Annotated in this window: 14 protein-coding genes; 9 read left to right on the forward strand and 5 right to left on the reverse strand. The window is 66.5% G+C overall.

Going from position 1 to position 17033, the window contains the following annotated elements; translation table 11 throughout:
• Positions 1-245 precede the first annotated feature (245 nt).
• Entirely contained in the window at positions 246-905 is a 660-nt protein-coding gene (locus J5474_RS04965) for a putative pterin-binding protein (protein WP_245216243.1), read from the forward strand.
• Positions 902-3706: an ATP-binding protein gene (locus J5474_RS04970; protein WP_209359699.1), complete on the forward strand. Its 2805-nt coding sequence runs from the start codon at positions 902-904 to the stop codon at positions 3704-3706. Before J5474_RS04965 ends, J5474_RS04970 begins: the two co-directional genes overlap by 4 nt.
• 203 nt (positions 3707-3909) lie before the next feature.
• Here J5474_RS04970 and J5474_RS04975 read toward each other — a convergent pair whose 3' ends face one another.
• Positions 3910-4341, reverse strand: a complete 432-nt coding sequence (locus J5474_RS04975; RefSeq protein WP_209359700.1) for a hypothetical protein — start codon at positions 4339-4341, stop codon at positions 3910-3912.
• Between the two features lie 188 nt (positions 4342-4529).
• On the opposite strand from J5474_RS04975, the gene J5474_RS04980 reads away from it, so the two are divergent.
• The 7 genes from J5474_RS04980 (at position 4530) to J5474_RS05010 (ending at position 12628) form a co-directional block, all read left to right on the forward strand.
• A complete protein-coding gene (locus tag J5474_RS04980; protein WP_209359948.1) occupies positions 4530-5738 on the forward strand; it encodes an SAM-dependent methyltransferase in 1209 nt (402 codons plus the stop codon).
• A gap of 3 nt (positions 5739-5741) precedes the next feature.
• Positions 5742-6182 carry a TrgA family protein gene (locus J5474_RS04985; RefSeq protein ID WP_209359701.1) on the forward strand — a complete coding sequence of 147 codons (441 nt, stop codon included), beginning with the start codon at positions 5742-5744 and terminating at the stop codon, positions 6180-6182.
• A gap of 4 nt (positions 6183-6186) precedes the next feature.
• A complete protein-coding gene (locus tag J5474_RS04990) occupies positions 6187-7302 on the forward strand; it encodes an NUDIX domain-containing protein (RefSeq protein WP_209359702.1) in 1116 nt (371 codons plus the stop codon).
• Between the two features lie 73 nt (positions 7303-7375).
• Positions 7376-8404, forward strand: a complete 1029-nt coding sequence (locus J5474_RS04995) for a cysteine synthase A (RefSeq protein ID WP_209359703.1) — start codon at positions 7376-7378, stop codon at positions 8402-8404.
• Positions 8405-8538: 134 nt separating this feature from the next.
• Complete coding sequence (locus J5474_RS05000; RefSeq protein WP_209359704.1) at positions 8539-10962, forward strand: DUF3772 domain-containing protein; 2424 nt, start codon at positions 8539-8541, stop codon at positions 10960-10962.
• Positions 10963-10974: 12 nt separating this feature from the next.
• Positions 10975-11694: an alanyl-tRNA editing protein gene (locus J5474_RS05005; RefSeq protein WP_209359705.1), complete on the forward strand. Its 720-nt coding sequence runs from the start codon at positions 10975-10977 to the stop codon at positions 11692-11694.
• A gap of 49 nt (positions 11695-11743) precedes the next feature.
• A complete protein-coding gene (locus J5474_RS05010) occupies positions 11744-12628 on the forward strand; it encodes a DMT family transporter (RefSeq protein ID WP_209359706.1) in 885 nt (294 codons plus the stop codon).
• A gap of 11 nt (positions 12629-12639) precedes the next feature.
• On the opposite strand, the gene J5474_RS05015 is transcribed toward J5474_RS05010, so the two are convergent.
• From J5474_RS05015 to J5474_RS05030, 4 genes are all read right to left on the reverse strand, one after another.
• Positions 12640-14058 carry a protein adenylyltransferase SelO gene (locus J5474_RS05015; protein ID WP_209359707.1) on the reverse strand — a complete coding sequence of 473 codons (1419 nt, stop codon included), beginning with the start codon at positions 14056-14058 and terminating at the stop codon, positions 12640-12642.
• Positions 14059-14333: 275 nt separating this feature from the next.
• Entirely contained in the window at positions 14334-14780 is a 447-nt protein-coding gene (locus tag J5474_RS05020; RefSeq protein ID WP_209359708.1) for a GNAT family N-acetyltransferase, read from the reverse strand.
• Complete coding sequence (locus tag J5474_RS05025; protein WP_209359709.1) at positions 14777-15721, reverse strand: nucleoside hydrolase; 945 nt, start codon at positions 15719-15721, stop codon at positions 14777-14779. The genes J5474_RS05020 and J5474_RS05025 overlap by 4 nt, the downstream gene beginning before the upstream one ends.
• Before the next feature lie 174 nt (positions 15722-15895).
• Entirely contained in the window at positions 15896-16837 is a 942-nt protein-coding gene (locus J5474_RS05030; protein WP_209359710.1) for a radical SAM protein, read from the reverse strand.
• Between the last annotated feature and the right edge of the window lie 196 nt (positions 16838-17033).

A 17033-nucleotide genomic window follows, 5' to 3' on the forward strand; every position in this document is an offset into this window, starting at 1 on the left:
CACTTGCCGGGCAAGCCCAAGGGGGAAACCGGAGGGCCGGTCTACCCCTCGGGGCAGCGGTCGGTCAACGATCTCCCGAGATAGATAGATACGGGTTGCGGCAAAATTGCGGCAGTTCAGAAGCATTGTCCATGGTTCAGGGGCAGTTCCGCTCTATCCAATCGGACAGTGCCATGATCCCGATGACCTGATGATTTGACCGGCCACGACTGGCACAAGCTTAAGTGACGCGAAAGGAGACGCCGATGACCATGCCCTCCCTCCCGCTCTGGAAGACTGCGGGGCCGCGCCGAACCGCCCGGATGCTGGCGACGGCTGTTCTGGCGCTCGGGTTGACCGGATTGTCGGACGGATCCCTCTGGCCCGGCGTTGCGGCGCAGACAGCCGCACAGCCGGGTGCCGGGACAGGTGTCGCGGCCGCTGTCGAGACGGGTGCCCGGACGCAGGCAGACACGCAACAGGCGACCCTGCCCAGCCCGAAGGGCCGGGTGCTTCTGACCATCAGCGGCGCAATCGGTGTCACCAATGGCGACGGCGTCGCGCGCTTCGACCTCGCCATGCTGCGCGATCTGGGTGAAAGCACTTTTGCCACCGAAACGATCTGGACTCCGGGAATGCGGAGATTTTCCGGCGTGCAGCTGAAGGACCTGCTGGAGGCTGTAGAGGCCGAGGGCACCACCATCGAAGCCTTTGCCATCAACGATTACCGCGTGGAGATCCCCGTGGCCGATGCCGTCGAAGGCGGGCCGATCATCGCTTATGAAATGGACGGTGCGCTGATGTCGCGGCGCGAGAAGGGGCCGCTCTGGGTGCTTTACCCGTTCTCTTCTTCGGGTGACTATCGCACGGAAGTGATCTATTCCCGCAGCATATGGCAACTCGACCGGATGATCGTGCAGAAATGAACCGGAGCGCGTCGGACAGTAGGGCCGACGGCGCGTTCGACGGATTCCACGAGGCGGGCAAGGACGGCGCGGCCGACTGGGACGCGCTGCGGCAACAGCTGGGCAATGCGTCGGAGCAGGCCGCCGGGGCCGGACCCGGAAAGGGCCCGCTGAACGGGACGGTACCCCGACTGGCAAAGCGCACAACGTGGATGGTGCTGGCGGCGGGGCTTCTGGCCTTGGTGGTCATCGGTATCATGGTGGCGGACATCGTGCGCGAGTTCCGCCATTACGACACCGCCGATTCAGACAACGTGCATTGGGTTCTGAGCCAGGCCGAGGTGGAATTTCTCGAATTCCAGCGCGCCATCGACCTTGCCCGTGTCGAAGGCGGCAGCGGCGCTCTTGAACAGGTGGTGGAGGAATTCGACGTCTTCTACAGCCGGGTCACGACACTCTCGACGGGTTCGCTGTATGAACCGCTGCGCACGACACCGGGCTTCGGCCAACCGCTGAACCGCATCCGGCTCGAACTGGACGCGATGATTCCCGCGATCGACGGGGCACGTCCCGAACTGCGCGCAGCGCTGCCCGAACTCGCATCCCGCAGCGCCCGGTTGCGCCCGCTCCTGCGCGAAATGGCGACCAGTGGACTGCAATATTTTGCGGTGGTCTCGGACCGCAGCCGAGCCACGGTGGCGGAGACCCTGATCCGGTTGGCGACGGTGACAGTCGCGCTGATGATGGCGCTTCTCCTGCTTCTGGCCCACACCCGCCGCGTCAGCCTGCAGATCGAACGCCGTGGGCAGGAACTGGTGGGGGCCTATTCGCGGCTGAATACCATTCTCGAAACGGCGCTGGACGCGGTCGTGGTGACCGATCTCGACGGGCGCATCGTCAGTTTCAACCCCGCCGCCGAACGCATCTTTGGCTGGCGCTACGAGGAAGTCTTTGGTCGCACGATCGGCGCCACCATCGTGCCTGACCACCTGAAGAATGCGCATATGGAGGGGATGCGCCGGATGCACGCGGGCGGCGCCATGCACGTCGTCGGTCAGGGCCGGATGCGGATGGAAGCGAAGCGTCGCAACGGCGAGGTCTTTCCGGTGGAAATGGCGCTGGAACGTGTCCGCACCGGCGGTCAGGAGATCATCGTCGGTTTCCTGCGGGACATTTCCCACCGCGTGGCGCAGGAGACCGAGCTGGTCGAGGCGCGCGACCGGGCGCTGGCGGGCGAGAAGGCCAAGAGCGAGTTTCTCGCGATGATGACGCATGAGATCCGCACGCCTCTGAACGGGATACTCGGCAACCTGTCCCTGCTGAAGGACACGGCGCTGGATTCCGTTCAGGCGCGCTACATGCGTGCGATGGAGACTTCCGGCGCCGTGTTGATGAGCCACGTCGACGCTGTACTGGACGTTGCCCGCTTCGAAGCGGGCGCGCAGGGGCAGGTGGCGCAGGTGGTGAACCTCGGGCGGATGGTGGACGACCTCGTCGAAAGCCAGGCGGGCGCCGCGGCGGCGCGGGGCAATGCGCTGCGCTGGCGCTGGGAGGGAGAGCCTGCCGACTGGGTGCGGCTGGACGCATCGCGGCTGAGCCAGGTCTTGCTGAACCTGGTGGGCAACGCCATCAAGTTCACGCGCGACGGCAGCATAGCGCTGGAGCTGGAATGCGACGGAGAGGACTGGCTGGAGATCCGGGTGATCGACACCGGTCGGGGCATTCCCGAGTCCGATCAGGGGCGTGTCTTCGAGGACTTCCAGACCGCGGGCGGCGCCGCCGGCGACGGATCGGGCAGCGGGACCGGGCTGGGGTTGGGTATTGCGCGGCGCTTTGTCGAGGCCATGGGCGGCGAGATCGGCGTGGAAAGCGAGGAGGGCGCGGGCAGCGTCTTCTGGCTGCGGCTTCCGCTCTGGCGGGTTGCACCGCCGGAGGATGAGGCGCGGGAGGGAGCCGGTGAAGCCCCGGAGAAAGCTGTGGGGAAGGCCCCGGCAAAGGCAAAGGTTTCAGTGCCGCGTTCGGTGTTGCTGGTCGAGGACAACCAGATCAACCGGGACCTTGCGCACGAGATGCTGGAGCGACTGGGACACCGCGTCACGGAGGCATGCAATGGCCAGGAGGCGGTCACGGTGGCCGAGGCAGAGCGCTTTGACCTGATTCTGATGGACATCCGGATGCCGGTCATGGACGGGCTGCAGGCGACCCGGCTGATCCGCGAGGGCGACGGGGCGAGCCATGCCACCCCGGTTGTGGCACTTTCGGCCAATGTGCTGCCGGAGGCGCGAGACCGTTTCGTTGCGGCGGGCATGTCGGGCTTTCTCGCCAAGCCGGTCACTCCGGCGGATCTTGAGCGTGCCATAGAGGCATGGTGCCGCCCGGTGCCGGGAACCTCGTCTGGTTCCTCTTCAGGCGCTTCGGATTCCGTCGATTCGGGTTCTGGCTCGCCGGGCGCGGCTGAGGGTGCCACGGGGGGAGCCACGGGGGGAGCCACTGAGGGAGCGGTTACGGCTCAGTTTTCGGAGGCGCTCGCAGTGCCGGCTCAGGCGACGTGCGGCGGACGTGCGTCGGCGCTCCTCCAGCGGTATCTGGGCGAGGTGGAGGCGCTGTTCGAGGGCCTTTGTGCGGCCGGTGACACGCGGCGGCTGGCAGAAGACGCGCACCGGGTGGCGGGCAGCGCGGCGGCCTTTGGGCAGCCGGGGCTGCGCGATGCGCTGGTGGAACTGGAAGACGCCGCTCTGGCTGGCGATGTCTCGCGGCTTGAGAATGCAATTCGCGCCGCCCGCAGGGCGCGCGCCGAGGCGCCGGAACCGTCGCTGGGCTGAGTCTGATTTGGTGAGCGGCTCGGCTTGCGGTCCCGCGGCGGGGCTGCGTCTGACGATGATCGCATCGTCAGAGGTCCGATGTCAGCTTAATACGGGGCGTGCATCGTACTATTTCGTGCAGTCTGGCGCCGGCCCCTCGCACCGGCCCGGACCCTCGTACCGGCAGTGTCGCTGGCTGCGCGACGCGCGGGGCTCCCGATACCTCAGGAAGAGACGCCCGCCATGGAACTCATCGCCACCCAGCCGGTGCGACCGTTGCCGAAGTTCATCTTGCACATCGGTTTCGCGTCATCGCAGGTCTGGATGTAACCGCCTTCGCCGGGCAGCAGCTGACCGGTGGCGTTGGTGGCGTCAGACCCGTCGTAGATGCTGATGCCGCTGTCTCCCATGTTGAAATAGGCGATGTTGCGCGGCAGGTCGCGGCGCCAGTTCTGCGCCCTCGGGGCCTCCTGCCGGATCGGCGCGGGCGCCGAAAGGCTGGGCGTGCCCGACAAGGTGATGGGACCGCCGGAGGTAGTCTGCGTGGCGGGGTCCGGCGTCAGCGACCGGGTTGCCTGTTTCACCTGTCCGCAGCCTGCCAGCGTCACGGCCAGTAGGCCCGCGCCGAGCCCTGCGATGAAAATCTGTCGTTTCACGACTGTACACTCCTGTAGGCCCGGGGCGTGCCCGTGATGGTTTGATCAATGAATGATCCGGGCCGTGGGACCCGGCGTATGCATTCCAGTAAAACACCACTTCGCGTGAAATCCCAAGCCCCTATGGCTGGCCGGGGTGCCATGACGCCACAATCCTGGAGGTATGGATGAGAATTGTAAGCCCGCCGATGGTCCTGACGACGCCCGAGTATCAGGCCGGCCTGCCGCGTTACTTCGGCCATGTGCTGGCCATGGCGCGGCGCATGGAGCGCGGGCGGCTGGATTTCGTACTGCCCGACGGCCGGCGTTTCCGGGCGGACGGCGCGGCACCCGGTCCGGTGGCGGAGGTGCACCTGCATGACGCCGACGTGCTGGCGCGGCTGGTGCGGGAGGGGGATCTGGGCTTCTGCGAGGCCTACATGGACGGCGATTGGTCGACACCGGACCTGATGGCCTTCCTCGACCTGGTGCACGCCAACGAGGACAGCCTCTTCGACGGGTTTCCGGGGCAGGGCGTGCTGCGCGCGTGGGAGCGGTTCCGCTTTTGGTTGCAGTCGAATTCCAGGCGGCAGGCGAGGAAGAACATCGCGCATCACTACGATCTCGGGAATGCGTTTTACGGGCTGTGGCTGGATGAGACCATGACCTACAGTTCGGCCCTGTTCGAGACGGGGCAGGAAAGCCTGGAGCGCGCGCAGGTCGCCAAGTATGCCGCCATGGTCGACCAGATGGGCGCGCTCCCCGGCGACCATGTGCTGGAGATCGGCTGCGGCTGGGGCGGTTTCGCGGAATACGCCGCAAAGGAGCGCGGACTGAAGGTCACCGGGCTGACCATCTCGAAGGAGCAGCTGGCCTATGCGCGCGCGCGCATCCGCCGCGCCGGGTTGCAGGACCGGGTGGAGCTGAAGCTGCAGGACTACCGCGACGAACGCGGGACCTATGACGGCATCGCCTCCATCGAGATGTTCGAGGCGGTGGGCGAGAAATACTGGCCCGTCTATTTCGACTCCCTGCGTGAGCGGCTGAAACCGGGGCGCAATGCGACGCTTCAGATCATCACGATCCAGCACAAACGCTGGGAGATCTACCGCAAGGGCGTCGATTTCATCCAGAAGTACATCTTTCCCGGCGGCATGCTGCCCAGCCCCGAAGTGTTGCGCGCGGAGATCCAGCGCGCGGGCCTGACTGTCGAGCGGTCCATCGAGTTCGGCGAGAGCTACAGCCAGACGCTGCGACGCTGGCACGAGGATTTCAACGCGCGCTGGGAGGACATCGCACGCTTAGGGTTCGACGATCGTTTTCGCCGCATGTGGAATTTCTACCTCGCCTCTTGCGCCGCGACTTTCCATAGCGGTAACTGTGACGTGACCCAGATCACCATCAAGAGGCCCGCCTGACACATGCCCACTGCCGCACGCCTGATCGCCGCCCTCTGTCTCGCGGTAGTTGGCTGGCTGGTGTCAGAGGCGATCCGGCCGCTTTACCCACCGAACACGAACTTTGGCCTGTTCAACTACGTGAACACGGCGCTGGGGTTCTACACCGGCTGGACGATCCTTGGCCGGCGGGCGGGGCGGGGCATGGCGGCGGGAATTTCCAACGGTTTCACGGCGGCGCTGATGCTGCTGCTTTTCGGTCTGCTGGTGCAGTCGGTCAACGAAATGCTCCGGCTGGCCTTTGCCCGGCACTACAAGGGCGGGTTCGAGGCGGTCACCGATATCTTTGCCATCGGGCTCGACTTTGCCGTGAAGATCGCTGACGGGCAGGTGCTCATCACGCTTTTCGTGGGCGGTATCCTGAGCGGCATCCTTGCGGAAATCGCGGCGCGCCGCTGGGGGTGACGCAGTGAGCGATCTCTTTGTCTATGGTACGCTGTGCGACGCGCAACTGCGCGGCATCGTGCTGGGTCGCGCCGTCGAGGCAGAGCCTGCGCGGCTGACCGGCCATGCGATCCGCGAGGGGCGCGAGGGGCTGGTATGGCCCAGTATCGTCGCGGTGCCGGGCGCAGAGGCGGAGGGCCTGCTGCTGCGCGGTCTGACGGCGGCGGATCATGCCCGGCTGGATTACTACGAGGGCGGGTTCGGCTATGACACGCGTACCGTCCGGGTAGAGACGCCGGACGGGCCGGCGAAGGCGCTGTGCTTTTTCGAGGAGCCGACGCAGGGCGGCGCTCCGTGGTCCCTGACGGATTGGCAGGATCGGTGGGGCGCGGTAAGCCGCAGGGCGGCGCGGGAGGCGATGGAGTGTTACCGGCCCGGCCGCGACAGCGTGGCGGCGCTGATGCCGTTTTTCCGCAACCGGGCATGGGCGGGGGAACTGGCACGCGAGGGCGCACCCGCGACAGTTCGCAGTGCGCAGGACATGGGGGAAGTGGAGGTGCTGTCGGTCCGCGAGGGCTATGACGGGTTTTTCCGGCTGCGGCCCTTCGACATCCGGTACCGCCGGTTTGACGGGGACTGGGGCGAGGTGCTGTCGCGCGAATGTTTCCTGTCCTACGACGTGGCGCTGGTGCTGCCCTACGATCCGGCGACCGATCGGGTGTTGCTGGTTGAGCAGGTGCGATTCGGACCGATCCACCGGGGCGACCCGAGGCCATGGGTTCTGGAACCCGTGGCGGGCATGGTCGACGCGGGCGAGACGCCGGAGGCGGCTGCGCGCCGCGAGTGTATCGAGGAGGCCGGGCTGGACCTGCACGACCTGCTGCCCCTGTCGAAAGGCTATTCGTCGCCCGGCTACAGCACGGAATTCTGTCACAATTACATCGGCCTGTGCGACCTGTCGGGGCGGGAGGCCGTGGGGCTTTCGGGCTTGGATTACGAACATGAGGACATCCGCAATCACATACTGCCATTCGAAGCGACACTGTCCCTGATCGAGACCGGCGAGATCAACGCCGTCCCGTTGCAGGCGCTGCTGTGGGGACTGGCGTCGCGCCGGGGGGCGCTGCTGGGCGGTGCCTGAGACGCTGCGGCCCTTGAGTTCCACCGGGGGCGGACCTACACCTTTCTGAACCAAGGATAGAAGGACCCGCACAATGCGTATCGCAGCCGATCTGGCAGAGGCCGTGGGGAACACCCCGCTCATCAAGCTGAAGAAGGCGTCGGAGATGACCGGCTGCGAGATCCTCGGCAAGGCGGAGTTCATGAACCCCGGCCAGTCGGTGAAGGATCGCGCGGCGCTTTATATCATCCGCGACGCGGTGGCGAAGGGCCAGTTGAAGCCCGGCGGCACCATTGTGGAAGGCACCGCAGGCAATACCGGTATCGGTCTGGCTCTGGTCGGCGCCTCGATGGGCTTCAAGACGGTGATCGTCATGCCCGAGACGCAGAGCCAGGAAAAGAAGGACATGTTGCGGCTGGCCGGCGCCGAGCTGGTGCTGGTCCCGGCGGCGCCCTATTCCAATCCCAACAACTACGTGCGCTATTCGGGGCGGCTGGCAGAGGAACTGGCGCGGACCGAACCCAACGGCGCGATATGGGCGAACCAGTTCGACAACGTGGCCAACCGTCTGGCGCATATCGAGGGCACCGGCCCGGAGATCTGGGACCAGACCGGCGGCAAGGTCGACGGCTTCGTCTGCGCGGTGGGGTCCGGCGGGACGCTGGCAGGCGTCGGCATGGCGCTGCAGCCCAAGGGCGTGAAGGTCGGGCTGGCCGATCCTGAGGGCGCGGGGCTGCTGAAGCTGTATACCGGGGAGGAAAACCCCGGCAATTCCATCACCGAAGGCATCGGCCAGGGGCGGATCACCGCCAACCTCGAAGGCTTCACTCCGGATTTCTGCTATCGCATCGCGGATGCGGAGGCGCTGCCGGTGGTCTTTGACCTGCTGGCGGAGGAAGGTCTGTGCATGGGCGGATCGACCGGCGTGAACGTGGCGGGTGCGATCCGCATGGCGCGCGAAATGGGGCCGGGCCATACCATCGTGACGATCCTGTGCGACTACGGCACGCGCTACCAGTCGAAGATCTTCAACCCCGATTTCCTGCGGGAGAAGGGCCTGCCGACGCCCGGCTGGCTGACCCGCGCGCCCGCCTCCATCCCCGGCGTCTTCGAAGACGCATGATCCGGGACCGGCGTCCGCGCGGGCGTATGACACCGGCCAAGCTCCTGCAAGGGCGCGTTTTTTCGGCTCGATGCCCGCAAGGGCGGGTAATTGCCGCCCGGCTGTGGCGGACAATCGGGGCTGGCGGGGCCGTCATGGCGCTGGCGCGGGTTTTCGCGCTGGCGCTTTGCGTCATGCTGGCGGCGGTTGGCGCGCAGGCTCAGGACGTGCCACAGCCCGATTACACGGAATGGGAGCTTCGCGCCCGCGCCGACGAGGTGAAGCTGGACCTCGGGACGGCGTCGATCAATGAACTGGAATCGATCCGCGCGCGCATGGTTGACTGGCGGGCGCGATTCCTTGCCGCCGAGGCGACCAACCAGACGCGCATCAGCACTGTGAAAGCGCAGATCGATGCGTTGGGTGCGCCCCCCGCCGAGGGCGAGGAGGAGCCGGCCGATATCGCCGCCCGCCGGAGCGATCTGAACAACCAGCTTGCTGAATTGCGCGCGCCGGTGATCCGCGCGGAGGAGGCCTATACCCGCGCCGACGGCATCATCGGAGAGATCGACCAGATCATCCGCGACCGGCAGGCGGATGCGCTGCTGGAACTGGGGCCGTCTCCGGTGAACCCGGCAAACTGGCCCGCGGCCTTCGAGGCGGTGACGACTTCGCTGCGCGCCAGCGGGCAGGAAATCGCGGCGAACGTATCCTCCGCGACCTATCAGGCGGAGGCGCGGCGCAACCTGCCGCTGATCCTGCTGCTGACGGCCATCGGGGGGATGCTGCTGGCACGCGGCAAACACTGGGCCCAGATGGGCGTGGAGATGCTGCGTGGCCGGGCCAGGCGTGGCGCGGGCGTGTTCCGCTTTCTGGTGTCGCTGGGTCAGATCCTGCTGCCCTACATCGGCATCTATGCCCTGATCGAGGCGATCTCTGCCACGGGGTTCAGCGGCACGCGGCTGGATTTCCTGCTGGGGCAGTTGCAGCTTTGGGCGGCGCTGCTGTTCGGGACGCGCTGGCTGGCCGACCAGACCTTTCACGAGGTGGCCGATCGCGCCACCGTGCAGCTGGATGACAACGCCCGCTGGGAAAGCCGACGCCTGGCCAACGGGCTTGCATGGCTATACGTGGCGCGGGCCGTGATCGAGGCATTTGGCGAACTCGACAATTACTCGGACGCGACGGTGGCCGTGGTGGAATTCCCGCTGCTGTTGCTCACCGCCTTGGTTTTGTTCCGGCTGGGGCGGGTGATTTCGGACGAGACCAACGCCAAGGTTCCGGAGGGAGAGGAGCGCAGCGTTTTCCGCGCCCGGATGATGCGCGTCCTTGGCCGCATCGGCATGGTGACGGCGGTGGCGGGCACGGTGATGGCTGCGGTTGGCTATCTGCGCTTTGGCGAATTCTCGATCTACCCTGTGGTGGCAACACTGGCGCTGGCGGCGGTCGTGATGGTGCTGCAACGCTTCATCTTCGACCTCAACGACCTGATCTCGGACCGGATGAAGACCGATAACGAAGGGTTGCTGCCGGTGCTGGCGGCCTTTGCGCTGAGCATGGCGGCGCTGCCTTTCCTTGCGCTGATCTGGGGCGCGCGGGAGGCCGACCTGCTGGAGGTGTGGACGCGCTTCCGTGAGGGTTTCGTTTTTGGCGACACGCGGATCTCGCCCACGGACTTCCTCGTTGTGGCGATCGTTTTTGCCATCGGCTACATGCTGACGCGGCTGTTGCAAGGAGCGCTGAAGGCCACAGTCCTGCCAAAGACGAAGATCGACAAGGGCGGGCAGACGGCGATCACCTCCGGGGTGGGCTACCTTGGCATCTTTACCGCCGCCATCGTGGCGATCACGGCGGGGGGACTGGATCTGTCGTCGCTGGCCATCGTTGCCGGTGCGCTGTCGGTGGGTATCGGTTTCGGTCTTCAGACGGTGGTGTCGAACTTCGTCTCCGGCATCATCCTGCTGATCGAACGGCCGATTTCCGAAGGCGACTGGATCGAGGTCAACGGCACCCATGGCATCGTAAAGGATATCTCTGTCCGCTCGACCCGCATCGAGACCTTCGACAAGTTCGAGATGATCGTGCCCAACGCCGACCTGATCGCGGGCACCGTGTCCAACTATACGCGCGGCAACATGCTGGGGCGGATCATCGTGCCCGTGGGCGTCGCCTACGGCAGCGACACCCGCAAGGTCGAGAAGATCCTGATGAATATCGTGCGCAACCATGGCGAGGTGTTGATGAACCCCGCGCCACAGGTGGAGTTCGTCAATTTCGGGGCCGACAGCCTCGATTTCGAAATTCGGGCCGTGCTGATCGACATCAACAAGGGCATGGCCGTGCGCACGGAGATCCGTCATCAGGTCGTAGAGGCCTTTACCGAAGAGAGCATCGAGATACCCTTTGCGCAGCGCGACATCTGGGTGCGAAACGCAGAGGCCTTCGGGCGCGGCAGCTTTGGCACGCCGGGTGCGGCGCGGCCGACCGAAGTGCCCCCCGCGCAGTCCGTTCCCGGCGATGGGGTGGACAACGACGACGCGGACGGCGATGGGGGAGACGGCGGCGACGGGTCGCGCTGAATGGAGACGGAGATGGACGGATTGCTGTATCGCGAGGACGCTTACCGGCGCGAGGCACCTGGGCGCGTCACCGGGCACACGCCGGAGGGTGGCGTGATCGTGGAGCCTGCGCTGTTCTACCCGAAAAGCGGCGGCCAACCCGGCGACAGCGGCTGGCTGGAATGGGACGGTATCAGCCTCCCCATCGCCACGGCGGTGAAAGGCGAGGACGGCGTGTCCTCCGTGCTGGTCCCGGCGGAGGCCATGGCTCTGCCGCCAAAGGGCGCACACGTGGTGCAGGTGCTGGACTGGGACCGCCGCCACCGCCATATGCGCGTGCACACGGCGCTGCACCTGCTGAGCGTGGTGATCCCGCTGCCGGTGACCGGCGGGCAAATCGGCGCGGACGGCGGCCGACTGGATTTTCTCATGCCGGAGCCGCCGACGGACCGCGATGGCATCGAGGCTGCGCTGAACGCGCTGGTGGATCGTGATCTGGAGGTCTCCGAGGGCTGGATTTCCGAGGAGGACCTCGACCGGCGCCCGGAACTGGTCAAGACCATGTCGGTTCAGCCGCCGCGCGGTGCGGGCCGGGTGCGGCTGGTGCGTATCGGCACCGGCGGCGAGCAGGTTGACCTGCAACCCTGCGGTGGCACCCATGTGGCGCGTACCGGGGAGATCGGCACGCTGCGGCTGGGCAAGATCGAGAACAAGGGCAAGCAGAACCGCCGGGTGGCCATCCAACTGGCCTGAGGGGCTGCGATTTTTCGTCGGAAAATCGCGGGCAGCAAGAAGGTAGCCGATGGCGCGCAAGGATTCGATGGACCTGCAGGGCGCTGCGGGCATGGTGGGCTTCGCCACGGTGCTGGCGTTCAATCAGGTGGTGATCAAGCTTTCGAACGGCGGCTTTGGCCCGGTCTTTGGCGCGGGGCTGCGGTCGGTGCTGGCGCTTGGGGTTTTGGGGCTTTGGGTATGGCTGGCTCGGCGGCGTCTTGGGAATCTACGCGCGACGCTCGGGCCCGGGCTGTTGCTGGGCGCGCTGTTCGGGGTCGAATTCATCTTCCTGTTTCAGGCGCTGGATTCCACGTCCGTTTCGCGCGCCTCGATCCTGTTCTATTCGATGCCGGTCTGGCTGGCCTTGGTGGCGCATGTGGCCCTGCCGGGGGAACGCCTGTCGGCCCGGCGCGCGCTGGGGCTGGTTCTGGCAATGGCGGGCGTCGGCCTCGCCCTGATGGACCCCGAAAGCCGCGCCCACGGCAGCCTGCGAGGCGACCTGATGGCGATCTGTGCCTGCTGGTGCTGGGCCGGCATCGCGCTGACCGTGCGACTGACGCGTGTCTCCGACCTGCCCGCAGAGGGCCAGCTCTTCTGGCAGCTCGCCGTGTCTTCCGTGATCCTGCTTTTGGCGGCGCCGATGTTGGGGCCGCTGCTGCGCGCGCCGGGGATCGTCGAATGGTCGGCGCTTGGATACGGGGTCGCGGTGGCCTCAATGGGCTTTCTGTTCTGGCTCCGGCTGATGGCGATCTACCCGGCTTCCGACATCGCCTCCTTCAGCTTCCTGTCTCCGGTGCTGGCCGTTGTCTTCGGCTGGCTCGTGTTCGGCGAGCCCGTCGGCGGTCAGTTCCTCGCCGCGCTGGCGCTGGTGGCCGTGGGGATCGTCCTGATCAACCGGCGCAGACGGCGCTGACCCAGGCGGGCTCAGGTGCCGCAGAAGGTCGCCGTGACGGCCTCGTGTTCGGTGGGCGGGTGTTTCAGCCAGCCGGTTTCGGCGCGGTTCCCGTAGGGCGTGGCCAATGCGGCGTGCAGCCGGTGGAAAGGCGCGTCGTCGCCTGCCACCGCCGCGGCGATCACCGCTTCGACCTGATGGTTGCGTGGAATGACGCGCGGGTTGGCCGCGCGCATGGTGGCCTGGGCACCGTCCTCCGACGCCAGCCGCGCCTGCCACTCGGCGTGCCAGGTATCGTAGGCGTCGCGGTCGGCGATCTCGTCCCGGGCGGAACCGTCGGTGAGAGCGGCAAAGGTATTGGTGAAATCAGACCCGCCCCCGTGCATCATCTCCAGCAGGCGGCCAATGAGGGCGGCGTCCTCGGCGCGCGGTGCGGCGAGGCCGATCTTGGCGCCAAAGCGGGCCAGCCATTCGTCGCGTAGGAGGGTCGGCATGGCCTCGACTTCGGCCTGGTAGGCCGGCAACGCGACCGCGTCGTCGGCCTCCAGCGACAGCAGGGCAGAGGCCAGCTGCGCCATGTTCCAGACCATGATATCGGCCTGCGCCGCAAAGGCGTAGCGCCCGAAGCGGTCGATGGAGGAGTAGACCCGGCGGGGGTCGTAGGCATCCATGAACGCGCAGGGCCCGTAGTCGATCGTTTCACCTGACAGCGTACAGTTGTCGGTGTTCATCACCCCATGGATGAAGCCCACCGCCATCCAGCGCGTCACCAGCGCCGCCTGTTTCGCAATGGTGGCGCGCAGCAGGTCCAGCGGCGTTTCGGCGTCGGGCGCATGGCGGGCGCGGGTGTGCTCGAAAAGTGTCCGCAGGCTGTCCATGTCGCCCTGCGCGGCGAAGTACTGGAAGTGACCGACCCGGATGTGGCTGGATGCGACGCGGGTCAGGATGGCACCGGGCAGCGGGGCTTCGCGGATGACGTCCTCGCCGGTGCGAACGGCCGCCAGCGCACGGGTTGTGGGGATGCCCAGCGCGTGCATCGCCTCAGACACGAGGTATTCCCGCAGGACGGGGCCGAGCCAGGCACGCCCGTCGCCCCGCCGCGAAAACGGCGTGGGGCCGGAACCCTTCAGCTGGATGTCAAAGCGCGCGCCATCGGGGGCCACGACTTCACCCAGGAGATGCGCGCGCCCGTCACCCAACTGGGGCGAGAAGCCGCCGAACTGGTGGCCCGCGTAGACCTGCGCGATGGGCAGCGCTCCTTCGGGCAGGCGATTCCCGGAGAAGAGCGCCGGAAGGTCCGCCCCCTCCGCGCCGCCGATCCCCAAACGCTCTGCCAGCGGCGCGTTGAAAGCGATCAGCGAGGGTGCCGCGACGGGCTCCGGGTTCAGGCGGGCGAACAGCGGCCCCTCTAGGCGGGCAAAGCTGTTGTCGAAAGGGATCGAAAGGCTCATGGCAGAGATATATGCCCCCAAGGGGCGCTTGCACAGGGGGACACGCATCCCGAGCCTCGATGCGCAGCGCGCAGCTATCGCGCTTCGAACGCGTGTACGCAGTCAGGCCCGCTTCTTTGGTTTCCCAATACCGCGGGGGAGTCTCCCGGAACGGGAGACGGGGGCAGAGCCCCCTCATGCCGGATAGCCCATTTTCGCCAGGCTCGGCTGCAGAGCCGCCGACACCATGGTGATGCGCTCTGCGCAGCCGGGAACGGGCCTCTATCGCTCTAATGTCAGAGCACGCGCGACATGAAGATGTAGCGATCACGCGGACGGAAGCGAGCCCGGCCGTAGAATGTCTGGGCGCGCTCGTCTTCGCGGTCGACTTCGAGGTGCAGCGCCCGCACGCCCGCGTCCTTCAGCGCCTTGGCGATGTCATCGAGCGCATCATGCCCCATGCCGCGCCCGCGCACGGCGGGGCGGATGTAGATTTCGTCCACGATACCGTCGAGACCGCCGTATTCCAGGGACCAGCCAAAGGTAACGGCGATGTAGCCCACCGGTGAACGGCGCGGGCCGATCAGCCAGATGGCCCCGTGGCGCGAATCCTCCAGCAGCGGCATCACTGCTTCGAGCTGGTGCTCGGCCGTGGTGTCATAGCCCATTTCCGCGTGAAAGCCTGCCACCATGGGCAGAAGCTTTGGCAGATCTTCGGGTGTGGCGAGGTGCAGCGATTTCATAGCCGGGCCAGTCGGTCGGTGAGCAGGCGGAAGAAATGTTCGGAGTCGATGTCGCCCATGAAGGTGGCATTGGGCACGCGGTCGGTGACGCCCCACCAGTCGGCGACGGTCATGCCGAGCGTCAGTTCGGACCGGGTTTCCACCATGACGTTGATGTGGCGCCCGGAAAAGAGATGCGGCGCCAGCAGGTAGCCGATCACGCAGGGGTCATGCAGCGGCGCACCTTCGGAGCCGTATTTGGCGATATCGAAGCGTTCGAAGAAATCGGTCATCTGCGCCACGGCGGTGCCCACGCGGGTGCCGATCGCGCGGAAGGCATCGTTGCGGGCCTTGGTGACCAGCGCCTTGTGCGTCACGTCGAGCGGCATGACCGTCAGCGGAACTCCGGAACGGAAGACGATATCCGCGGCATGCGGGTCGACGTAGATGTTGAACTCGGCCGCCGGCGTGACGTTGCCGACCTCGAAATAAGCGCCGCCCATCAGGACGATCTCCTGAATGCGGGCGGCTATGTCGGGAGCGCGCTCCAATGCGGTGGCGATATTGGTCAACGGCCCAAGGGGGCACAGCGTGACGGTTTTCTCCGGCTCGGCCCGGAGGGTGGCGACGAGGAAGTCCACGGCGTGGGTATCTTCGACCGGCATGGTCGGTTCGGGCAGGGTGGGGCCGTCAAGCCCGGTCTTGCCGTGCACGTATTCCGCCGTCACCAGCCTGCGGTTCATCGGGCGATCGCACCCGGCAAAGATGCGCGTTCCGGTGCGGTTGGCCAGTTCGCAGACCATGCGGGCGTTGCGGGTGGTCAGATCCAGCGGCACGTTCCCCGCCACGGTGGTGATCCCCAGCAGCGCAAGCTCGTCGGGCGAGGCCAGCGCGAGCAGGATCGCCACGGCGTCGTCCTGTCCGGGATCGGTGTCGATGATGATCTTGCGGGGATGGGTCATGTAACGGCTCTCTTCTGTCAGGGGCCAGAGGTGCCACGGCCCGGAACGCTGCGCAAGCGGGCGCGATGCGGGTGGCAGGGGCGTGCCGACCGGGGGCGGCGAAGGCTTTTCGACGAAAAGCCTTCGCGGGGGAGGATTTTTCGGCGAAAAATCCTTGGGCATCGGAGATCAGCCTCAGGCGGAGCAGCTGGCCCCGCCGAGGACGCAGAACTTCGCGCAATGCGGGTGATTGAGCGCCACCGGGCGTTCCGCCTGGGCAAGGGTCTCGCCCAGTTCGAATTGTGGGTCGTAGGGCAGGAGCGTGCAGGCCAGAACCGCGGGGCGCGCGGCGCCGCGGCGTTTGACCACCATGCGCGAAGAGGCGCACATGACGCTGTCGGGCCGTTTCCCGAGGATACCCCAGCAGGCGGTGGTGATTTCGGGGACCTCCACGCTTTCGTCCATCTCGGGAAAGAGTACCGTGGTGCCCGGGTCGTACGCATCGATGGCAAACCCTTCGCGCGCGAAGAGGGTGGCGTAGCCTGCGCGAGCTTCGGCGTCGCTTTCGTGCCAGAGCGTGCGGCCCGCCACGGCCATGGTGATCCCGGCGTCGCGCAGCCAGCGCATCCCCGTGACCGTGGTCGCAAAGGTGCCGGCGCCGCGTTCTGCATCGTGGTTGCCCGGGTGGTGATGGTCGAGCGACACGCGCAGGGTCAGCCGGGCGCCGTGGTCCGCCTGAAGCGCCTTCAACCCCGCCCGGACGCGGGGACGCATCATCGGACGCATTGCATTGGTCAAAACCAGCACCTTGTAGCCGCGGTCCAGGGACGCGCGCAGCATGGCGAGGATGCCGGGGTTCATGAAGGGTTCGCCGCCGGTAAAGCCGATCTCCGTCACGCCCCAGTTGCGCGCGTCGAGCTGATCGAGGTAATCGGTGACCTCTTCTGGCGTGATGTATACCAGCGCGTCGTTGGTGGGAGAGCTTTCGATGTAGCAGTTGGCGCAGGTTATGTTGCACAGCGTGCCGGTATTGAACCAAAGCGTCTGCGGATCGCTCAGGGCCACGGTGGCGCGGGCCTCGCCCTTCGCCGTCGTGGCGGGGTCGCGGAACTTGCCGATATTGGCGCTGTCTTTCATCAGTGTCTCCCAGCTGTCCTTCCTTGCTACGCGGGGTGGGACCGGCGGGCCAGACCGAAGATTCCGGCCCACACCATTGTGAAGCGCCATATCGCTGTTAGACTTCCCGCCCAACATGCGCTACAGCGGCGGCGCGCGCCGTCGTTAACGCTAACATATCGGTTTTCAGGCGGACTTGCAGGGGTCCGGGGCATGA

It is taken from the genome of Sagittula salina, assembly GCF_017813235.1.
Lineage (GTDB): Bacteria > Pseudomonadota > Alphaproteobacteria > Rhodobacterales > Rhodobacteraceae > Sagittula > Sagittula salina.